Here is a 9911-nt window from a genome sequence, read left to right on the forward strand (position 1 = left end):
ATTTATTGTTCTGGCCATTTTGTTATAACTGATTTTCTTGCTTTACTCTTTTCTTCAGGGCTTAAACCCCAATTTCCATTGTATATAGCTCCTTCCCAATCACCATAAATTGGATTTGGCAATAATATAAATTTTACACCATATTCATTTTTAAATTGGTCAACTAAGTCATTTCTTTCTTCTAACCCTTTATGTCTGAAAACAGATGTAAAATCATTTAAATTATCTCCCATCAATAACACTATTCTGTGATCTTTTTCAACCATTTTCCTTCTTGGTTCTTTATCTGATGTATCTGTTCTTAATAAAACATGATCATCTGTAACTTGTGGAAATCCTAAAGCTTTTAAATTTTTCATAGTTCCTTCTTTTACATCTATCTTTCTATTAGAAATATAATACACATCTGCACCTTTTTCAACTACATAATTTAAAAATTCTACTGCTCCAGGTAATGCTGTTGCTTGAGCTGAATTACACCAATCATTCCAACCTGTTGGATAAGCATGTTCCGTATCAATATGTCCAGCATCATAAGGACTATTATTTAAAATTGTCTCGTCAATATCAACAATTACTGCCCTTTTCATAGAATCATTATTATTTTCTAAATCCATATCAAAAACCATTTTTGCAATATTAAATGCCTGATAAGCCAAGGCCTTCATTTCTCCAGATGTTTGATACCAATCCATCGCTAAAACCATTTGTTCATTTAAATCTTTTTGAGTATATTTAGGAACTAATCTTAATTTTTGACCAACTTTTATTATATTTGGATTTTTTATTCCATTAAATTTAACTAAATCAACAACACTAACTCCTGTCATCTGCGCAATTTTTGATAAGTTATCTCCACTTTTTACTACATAGTACTCAACATTTGCAAAAATCATCACAGAAAATGCCAATGCTAATAAAACAATCAAAATCTTCTTCACATCTATCCCTCCTTAAAATTTTTTACATATAAATATTATCAAAAATTATTATAAATTCCAACTCTTATTTTTAGTTAAAAAAAGATATTATTATCAAATAAAATAAATTATTTCATTTTTATATTATATGATATAATTTATATGAGGTGATTGCATGACCAGATATGATTTCATTGCAAAATATTATGATAAACTTCTTAAATCTTTAGAAAAATCCACAATGAGTGATTTTAGGAAAAAATTTGTACCACAAATTGATGGTTATACCTTGGATTTAGCCGTTGGAACTGGTCATAATATTGAATATTATCCGCCAAACTCTCACGTTGTTTTAATAGATAAAAGCCAAAAAATGTTAGATTTAGCAAAAGAAAAAGGAAAAAAACGGAAAGATTTAACTTTAGAATTTATTAAATCTTCTGTGGAAAATTTACCTTTTAAGGAAAATATTTTTGATACAGTATTATCTATAGATGTTTTTTGTTCTGTTAATGATCCATATAAATCTATGGAAACTGTAAAAAAAGTATTGAAACATGGCGGAAAAGGAATTTTTGTAGAACATGGTTTAACGGGAGATTTTTTAAAAGATTTTTTTCTATATATGACTACATTAATTACATATCCGACGGTAGGTTCTTCTATGATTAGAAAACCTTTAGATTATATTCAGTCTGCTGGTTTTAAATTAATAGAATATGGTCGTTTAAAAAATTCATTTTATTATTTTATTGTAAGAAAGGAGTAAAATTATGAAATATGAAATAGTTTATTTTGATTTAGATCACACATTACTAGATTTTGGAAAATCTGAAAAAATTGCTTTGTTTAGTATGTTAAAACATTTCTCTATTAAACCCAAAGAAGAACATTTAAAAATATATATTCCCATTAATGAAAAATGGTGGAAATTATTTTCAGAAGGCAAATATCCCAAAGAAGTTATTGTTATTGAACGGTTTAGAGAGTTTTTTAATACCATTGGATTAGATTCAAAAATTAATTTAAATGAAGCTGCTAATATTTATCTTGAAAATCTATCGAGGTTAGGATTTTTCTTTGCTGGTGCTGAAGAATTATTAATTAAATTAAAGAAAAAAAATCAAAGAATAGCTGCTATAACTAATGGTGTTGAAAAAGTCCAACAAGGACGAAGCAAAGCTCTAAATTTAAACAATTATTTTGAATTTATATTAACTTCTGAAAAGGTTGGAAAACCTAAACCAGATCCTTTAATTTTTTATGAAGCTGCTAAGCTCTCTAATGTACCAATTGAAAAATCCATTTATATTGGAGATAATCCAGATTCAGATTATTTAGGAGCAAAAAATGCTGGTATGGATTTTATTCTTTATGATCCAGAAAATAAATACAACTATTTAGAATGTTTAAAAGTTGCTAATTATGATGAATTATTTAAAATGTTAATAAAATAAGGAAGAGCACAGGCTCTTCCTTATTTTATTAATCATAATTTAAATTGTTTAATAAGATCGCTTAATTCTTCACTTAAATTTTTCAATTCTTTTGAAGCTTTTGCTACCTTTTCAAAATCCTTATTTTGTTCCGCTATTTCATTTTTAAAGTTCAACACATCCTCCGATACACTTAATACTGCTTTATTTGCTGTATCTGTTGCTGCTGCTATTTCTTCTGTTGATGCTGTTTGTTCTTCTGCAGATGCTGCAGTATTATCAATCATCATAGAAATTTGATCTATTTTATCTGTAATACTTTCAAATTGTTCAGCTATTTCAAAAATCATTTGATTTGTTTCTGTTATGCTTGAAACTACATTTTCTGTTTCTTTATCTACTTCTTTTGCACTATCTTGTATTTTTCCAAGAATAACTGCTATTTCTTCTGTTGCCTTTTTACTTTCCTCAGCTAATTTTCTTATTTCATCTGCTACAACTGCAAACCCCTTTCCTGCTTCTCCTGCTCTTGCAGCTTCTATTGCAGCGTTTAATGCTAATAAATTTGTTTGTTCTGTTATTGAATTAATTGTTTCAACGATTTCTTGAATATTTGCTGTTTCATTAGCTAATGTTTTTACTGTTTTTGCATTTTCTTTAGCTCTTTCATTTACATCATTCATTTTATCTTTTACTTCTTCTACATTTTTTGTACCTTCTTTTGCCAAACGAGATGTTTCTGTTGTTTTTTCCATAACTTCTTGTGTAGATTTAGAAACACTTTGAGCAGCAGCTGCAATTTCTTCTACTCCTGCTGTAGTTTCTTCTAAAGAAGATGATGCATCCTGAATTTTGGCATTTATTTCTTCTATTTCAGTATAAATATGCTCATTCATACTAACACTTTTATTTATAGAAGAAGACACATTTTCTGATGTTTCAATAAGTGTTTCTGATGATTTCTTTACTTCCTCAACTAAAACCCTTAACGAATCTATAGTTTTGTTAATGATTGTTGCTAATTTACCTAATTCATTTTGAGTATTAATTTCTACTTTTACGTTTAACTCACCTTTACCAATTTTTTCCATATCCTTTGACATTATTGTTATTGGCTTTACTACTGAATTATTTACAAACATTAAACCTATTACAAATGCTGCTATAATAATTATAATACCTATTACAATAAAAATGGATATTTGTTTCCAAACTTTATTTTGTATTACAGCTTTTGGGATAGCTGTATATACTGTCCAACCTAATTCTGGCAATTTATAATAAAATGCTAACTTTGTTATTCCATTAAAAGTATAATCTATAACTCCTTGATTTGAGTTTGCGCGAGTAAAAAATTCCATATCACTTACATCTATTCCCCATTTTTCCGAATCTTCATGAATTAAAGTTATTCCATTTTCATTTATAATATATGGAACTTCTTCTTCAAACATTTTGTCTCCTAAAAAAGATTCAACTATTTGTTTAATAGATAAATCGATTCCTAAAACACCAGTTATTTGCCCTTTTTCATCTTTTATAGCTTTTGATACTGTTATTAATATAGCTCCAGAAGATGCATCTGCATAAGGTTCTGAAACAACTACTTGATCAGGTTTGGCCATTGCTGCTTTATACCATGGCCTTATTGTAGGATTATAATCTGATGGTAATTCGACATCTGGTTTCATAAGCATTGTTTTATCTTTTAACCCTATATAAACAGCCTCAAAATCTTCATAATTTCTTATTATATTTTCAAAATTTTTAAGCATCCATGTTCTTTCATCATATTTATTACTAAATGAGCCTTTAACATTAGCATCATTAGCCAACATGTTAACCATGTCAAATATCGGCTTAAAATATGTCTTTAAAATTCCTGCTCTATTTTGTGTAGACGCTTCTAAATGTCCAGTAATGTTGTTAAATGTTGCATTATAATTTTGATATGCACTTAAACCTGTAAAAATTATCATTGGCAAAAGTGAAATCAAAACAATAATTAAAATCATCTGACTTTTTAAAGTTTTCATATTTCCCCTCCTTTTTTTGAGTACCTAAAATTAAGTATACCACAAGTATAATAATTTACTTGCCTTTAAATGTTTTTACTATAAGAAGCAATATACAAATTTCTCATCCACTTTATATCTTCTTCAGAAAGTTTATGTCCTCCTCCCATTAATTCAACATTATAAGCTATATTAGCGCTTTTTTCTAATATTTCTGCAGCTATTAATGCTTCTTTTAAATTCCTACCTATCGACACAATACCATGATTTGCTAATAAAATGCCATAAACCCCTAATTTAAACTTTTTTACTGCTTCAATAGCAAGATCTAAAGTACCTGGTAATTTATATTCCGCAACAGGTATTTCACCACCTATTATTTGAGCTTGATCTTCTATATAACACGGTACAGGTTTTCTTAATGCTGAATAAATTGATGCATATAAACTATGGGTATGAACAACAGCGTTAATTTCTGGAAAATTTTTGTATACTTCTAAATGTAATGATTTTTCACTAGAAGGTTTTAATCCACCAATATGTTTTTCTGTTTTAAAATCTAATATAGATATATCTTCCTCTTTTAAAATATCATACGGAACACCAGATGGGGTTATATATATTTTATCTTTAAATCGAACACTTAAATTACCCCATGTACCCTTAATTAAACCTTTTTTCTCTAAATAAGAAATAGCTTTTATTATTTCGCTTTTCAAAATCTCACCTACCTATCATTGTAAGCTTTTATTGCTTCAGTTAAGATATGTGTTGCAAATTTTAATTTTTCACTTTCCAAAACATATGCTATTCTAATTTCTTGTTTTCCTGCACCAGCTGTTGCATAAAATCCTGTTAAAGGTGCTACCATAACTGTTGTGTTATCAATACTAAAATTTGTTAACATCCATTTAACAAATTCTTCGCTATCATCTATTGGTAATTTTACTGAAACATAGAAAGCTCCTTTTGGTTTTTCAAAAATTGCTCCTTCAATTTTAGATAATTCTTCATAAACTGCTAATCTTCTTTTATCATATTCTTTATAGACTTTTTCTATATATGATTTATCCATTTCTAACAGTCCAATAGTCCCTAACTGCGCAATCATAGGAGGGCATAATCTTGATTGTGCCATTTTCATTACTTGATTATATAGCTCTTTATTTTTTGTTGCAAAAACTCCAACTCTTGCACCACAAGCACTATATCTTTTTGAGATACTGTCAACTACCATTGTTCTATTGTACTCACCAAATTCCATTGCAGATATATGCTTTGTTCCATCAAAAGTAAATTCTCTATAAACTTCATCTGATATTATATATAAATCATGTTTTTTTGCAAAATCTATTATTCTCTTTAACTCCTCTTCAGAATAAACTGCTCCTGTAGGATTTGAAGGATTTGAAAAAATTATACCTTTTGTTTTATTTGATAATACTGATTCAAATTCTTCAATTGGAGGTACTGAATAGCCATTTTCCGGTAATGCTTTAACAGGTACCAATTTTACATTTATCATTTCAGCAAACCCCTTATAATTTGCATAAAATGGCTCTATAACTATTATTTCATCTCCCGGATCAGCTATAGCCCCTAAAGCAAAAATAATGGCTTCACTTCCACCATTTGTAACAATTATTTCTTCTGGATTAAATGGAACATTATTATCATTATAATATTTCGAAAATGCTTCTCTTAATTCTATTAACCCAGCAGAATGTGTGTATGATACAATTTCTGGTTTATGTTTTTCTATATAATCATAAAAAGCTTTTGGCGTCTCCAAATCTGGTTGTCCTATGTTTAAATGTAACACCTCTTTTCCAGACTTTTTAGCTTGTTCAGCATAAGGAATTAATTTTCTAATTGGTGAAGCTTGCATATTAAGAGCTCTTTTTGAAAATTCCATTTTGTTCCCTCCTAAAAATTTTTTTCGATATTTAATTTTACCATAAATGTTAAGAATTTTTTCATATTTATTTGTAATAATAATATGTGATAATAATTAAAATATGAAAAAATAGAGGTGATTGGGTGGATTTAGAATATTTAGAAAAATATGGTAAAATTATTGGGATAGATGAAGCTGGGAGAGGTCCTTTAGCTGGTCCAGTAGTAGTAGGAGCTGTTCTATTAGAAAAAAAAGAACAATTAAGATTATTAAATAAGGTTTCAAATGATTCAAAAAAAATGACTGAAAAACAAAGAAACGATGCTTTTAAGCTAATTACAGAAAATTTTAAATACTCTATAAGATTGTCTACTGCTGAAGAAATAGATTTATATAATATTTTTTCAGCAACAACGCTTGGCATTGAAAGAACTTTAAGTGATTTTGCTCTTTCTGATAAATACATAATTATTGATGGTAAAAACTTTAAATTAAAAATATCTAATTATGAATGTATAATAAAAGGTGATTCTAAATCAAAAATAATTGGAGCTGCATCTATTCTTGCTAAAGTTTATAGAGATAAAATAATGATAGAATTAGGTGAAAAATATCCTTTTTACAATTTTAAAAAACACAAAGGATATCCCACAAAAGAACATATTGAAAATATTAAAAAATATGGTATAAAATCATTCCATAGAATAACATTTAATCCTATAAAAAAGTTTTTATTAAATGATGAAATTAAATTTAATAAAGAAGATTTCAATTCTATGAGATTAATAAAAATAGGATTGTAGGGGGTATTATGAAAGAATTTGAAAATTTTCAAAAATTACTGGAAATAATGGATACATTGCGCTCAGAAAACGGATGTCCATGGGATAAGAAGCAAACACATGAATCTTTAAAACCATACGCTATTGAAGAAGCATATGAACTTGTTCACGCAATAGATAGTAAAGACACTAATTATTTTATTGAAGAATTGGGTGATTTGCTTTTACAGGTAATTTTTCATTCACAAATAGCAAAAGAAAATGGGGAATTTACTATTAATGAAGTTATAGAAAATCTTAACAACAAATTAATTCGACGCCACCCACACGTTTTTGAAAATAAAGGAAAATATTCATATGTACAATGGGAAAAATTAAAAGCACAGGAAAAAGGGAAAAAAGAATTTTCAAAAATTGGGGATTATAATCCCGGAATGCCACCATTAATGAATTTACGAAGATTAATAGAAAACGCTTTAGCTATTGATTATGATCCATATAAAAATTTTAATGTTATAGATTTGCTCATAGATGATTTGAAAAATCTAAAAAATGATAACTTAAATGAAAATTTTAATATCAACTTTTTAACTCATTTGATATATTTTTATGTTAAAAACAATATAAATGTTGATTCTCTAATTTCAAAAGCTGCAATAAATTTCATTAAAAATTATAAACATGGGGAGGATAAAAAATGAAAAAAATATTTTTATCGTTTTTAGCTTTATTGTTCATATTTACTTCTTTTGGTAATGTTGCATACAAAGATTTAGATAAAAACATTATTGCAATTATTAATGATGAAGTTTTGGAGTATGATTATTTTCAATCTCAGGCAAAAACTATAGAAATTTTAAGAAATTTAAACAATATTAATACTACATTTTATAAAATACTAGTTGGGAGTGTAGAAGGAAATCTTGTAATTCAAAAATATGAAAAATCTATTCTAGATAAACTGGCTGGAGAACTATTATTTATTCAATTTACTGAGAATAAGAACATTAATTTAAATAAAAAAAATTTATTCGATACTATAAAAAAACAAGTAGAAAATATTTTTAATTCTTCTAATCTTTCAGAAAATGATATATTATTATACTTAATCTCTAAAGGATTTGAAAATAAAGATCAATATATCTATAGTTTATATCATGAAAAGTTATATAAAAATACCGTATCTCAGATATATAACTATCTATTAAATCAAACCACTATAAGTGACGATGAAATAAAAAATGAATATGAAAAAAATAAACTGAAATATTATGAACCACAATCTGCCGATATAAAATTGATATTTTTTAAAACATCTGATGATGCTTCTTTAGCATATCAAAAAATTATTGATGGTTATTATATTTATGATGATATCTATAATACTAAAATTCAGTCAAATGAAGCCACTATGGTTAGAATAAACATAGAAAATGAAGATAATGAATTAATAAAAATTATTAAAAACTCATTCCCCGGTGCTATATTGAAACCTATGAAGTATAGCGATAACTATTATTCATTAATAAAGGTTGAAAAGAAAAATCCCAAACGACCATTAACATTAGAAGAAGCGAAGACAAAAATTATTGAAAACCTCAAAGATGAAAAAGCAAAGGTTTTATTTGATAAACTTATTGCTTCAGAATTCAAACAATTTAAGGAAAATTCAAATATTATTATAAATACTAAATACCTAAAAGGAGATGAAACAAATGGTAACTAAAGAACAAGTGATGGATGCATTGAAAAATGTTTATGATATGGAGATAGGATTTGATGTAGTATTTTTAGGTCTTATTTACAACGTTGATATAGATGAAGAAAATAACGTACATGTATTAATGACTCTAACAACTCCTATGTGCCCATTAGCTGGTTTTATAACCGAAGATGCAAAAAATAAAGTAGGTTCCATAGAGGGAGTTAAAAGTGTAAATGTTGAACTTACCTTTGATCCACCATGGGATCCTTCAAAGGCTTCAGATGAGGTAAGAACTATTTTAGGAATATGATTTTAAAAGATTTTATAAAAGAATATAGAAATACTATTAACAAAAAGGGGATTAATAGCCCCTTTTATTTTGTTGCAAAAATAATATCTGAAATAGAAAACATTTCTATTTCAGATATTTTAATAAAAAAAGATTATATTATTTCTGAAAACACACTAATTAAATTAAAAAAAATCATTATAAATGATTATCCTCTTGAGTATATAACAAATAAAGTAAAATTTTATGGACACGATTTTTATGTGGATGAAAGAGTATTAATCCCAAGAGTAGAAACGGAAGATTTAATAAAAATTGCTATTGATATTATTAAAGAAAAAAAATATAAGAATATTATGGATATTGGAACAGGAAGTGGAGTTATTCCAATAATATTAAAAAAGGAAATTCCAGATATAAATATATATGGAATAGATATATCGGAAGATGCCTTAGAAGTTGCTAAAATTAACGCTAATAAACATAACATAAATATAAATTTTTTTAAAAGTGATATATTTGATAATATTCCAAATAATATTCTTGAAAAAGTTGAATTTATTGTTTCTAATCCTCCTTATGTTGAAACACATTTTTTTGAAAAAAATCCATCTCTCAAATATGAGCCTAAAATAGCTTTAGATGCTGGGAATGATGGTCAAAATTTCTTTTATAATTTATCAACAAAATATCCAAAAATACTAAAATCCAAACATTTCTTATTTGAAACAACAGAATTTAATATTAATAAAACCATTTTCATACTTTCAAAATTTGGTAAATGCAAAGTTTATAAAGATTCATATGAAATTGAACGTTTTGTTGAAAAAATCAAATTTTAATAATAATCAAAATTCATTATATATA

General features: G+C 26.6%; 11 protein-coding genes. 7 read left to right on the forward strand and 4 right to left on the reverse strand.

From position 1 onward, the window contains the following. Positions 1-2 precede the first annotated feature (2 nt). Entirely contained in the window at positions 3-941 is a 939-nt protein-coding gene (locus tag ACYQ44_RS06575) for a 5'-nucleotidase, lipoprotein e(P4) family (RefSeq protein ID WP_459996127.1), read from the reverse strand. A gap of 154 nt (positions 942-1095) precedes the next feature. Between ACYQ44_RS06575 and ACYQ44_RS06580 the strand changes: the two genes are divergently transcribed. Both ACYQ44_RS06580 and ACYQ44_RS06585 read left to right on the forward strand, forming a co-directional pair. Then, entirely contained in the window at positions 1096-1689 is a 594-nt protein-coding gene (locus ACYQ44_RS06580) for a class I SAM-dependent methyltransferase (protein WP_459996128.1), read from the forward strand. Positions 1690-1693: 4 nt separating this feature from the next. Then, a complete protein-coding gene (locus ACYQ44_RS06585) occupies positions 1694-2377 on the forward strand; it encodes a YjjG family noncanonical pyrimidine nucleotidase (RefSeq protein WP_459996129.1) in 684 nt (227 codons plus the stop codon). Between the two features lie 32 nt (positions 2378-2409). Here ACYQ44_RS06585 and ACYQ44_RS06590 read toward each other — a convergent pair whose 3' ends face one another. The 3 genes from ACYQ44_RS06590 to ACYQ44_RS06600 form a co-directional block, all read right to left on the reverse strand. After that, positions 2410-4392, reverse strand: coding sequence for a methyl-accepting chemotaxis protein (locus ACYQ44_RS06590; protein ID WP_459996131.1), 1983 nt, complete (start codon positions 4390-4392; stop codon positions 2410-2412). Positions 4393-4457: 65 nt separating this feature from the next. Next, positions 4458-5090, reverse strand: a complete 633-nt coding sequence (locus ACYQ44_RS06595) for a class II aldolase/adducin family protein (RefSeq protein ID WP_459996132.1) — start codon at positions 5088-5090, stop codon at positions 4458-4460. Between the two features lie 8 nt (positions 5091-5098). Then, positions 5099-6286, reverse strand: a complete 1188-nt coding sequence (locus tag ACYQ44_RS06600; protein WP_459996134.1) for a pyridoxal phosphate-dependent aminotransferase — start codon at positions 6284-6286, stop codon at positions 5099-5101. 125 nt (positions 6287-6411) lie between these two features. Here ACYQ44_RS06600 and rnhB point away from each other — a divergent pair, with 125 nt between their 5' ends. From rnhB to ACYQ44_RS06625, 5 genes are read left to right on the forward strand one after another with little or no spacing between them, the layout of a single operon-like run. Continuing rightward, the gene (gene rnhB, locus ACYQ44_RS06605; RefSeq protein ID WP_459996136.1) at positions 6412-7071 is read left to right on the forward strand and encodes a ribonuclease HII; all 660 of its coding nucleotides are present in this window, start codon (positions 6412-6414) and stop codon (positions 7069-7071) included. Positions 7072-7079: 8 nt separating this feature from the next. After that, entirely contained in the window at positions 7080-7751 is a 672-nt protein-coding gene (locus tag ACYQ44_RS06610; RefSeq protein ID WP_459996137.1) for a MazG family protein, read from the forward strand. Beyond that, the gene (locus tag ACYQ44_RS06615; RefSeq protein WP_459996138.1) at positions 7748-8776 is read left to right on the forward strand and encodes a peptidylprolyl isomerase; all 1029 of its coding nucleotides are present in this window, start codon (positions 7748-7750) and stop codon (positions 8774-8776) included. The genes ACYQ44_RS06610 and ACYQ44_RS06615 overlap by 4 nt, the downstream gene beginning before the upstream one ends. Then, entirely contained in the window at positions 8757-9065 is a 309-nt protein-coding gene (locus ACYQ44_RS06620) for a metal-sulfur cluster assembly factor (protein ID WP_459996139.1), read from the forward strand. The genes ACYQ44_RS06615 and ACYQ44_RS06620 overlap by 20 nt, the downstream gene beginning before the upstream one ends. Further along, complete coding sequence (locus ACYQ44_RS06625; protein ID WP_459996141.1) at positions 9062-9886, forward strand: N5-glutamine methyltransferase family protein; 825 nt, start codon at positions 9062-9064, stop codon at positions 9884-9886. The genes ACYQ44_RS06620 and ACYQ44_RS06625 overlap by 4 nt, the downstream gene beginning before the upstream one ends. The last annotated feature ends 25 nt before the right edge of the window (positions 9887-9911 follow it).

The organism is Marinitoga arctica, from assembly GCF_054657315.1.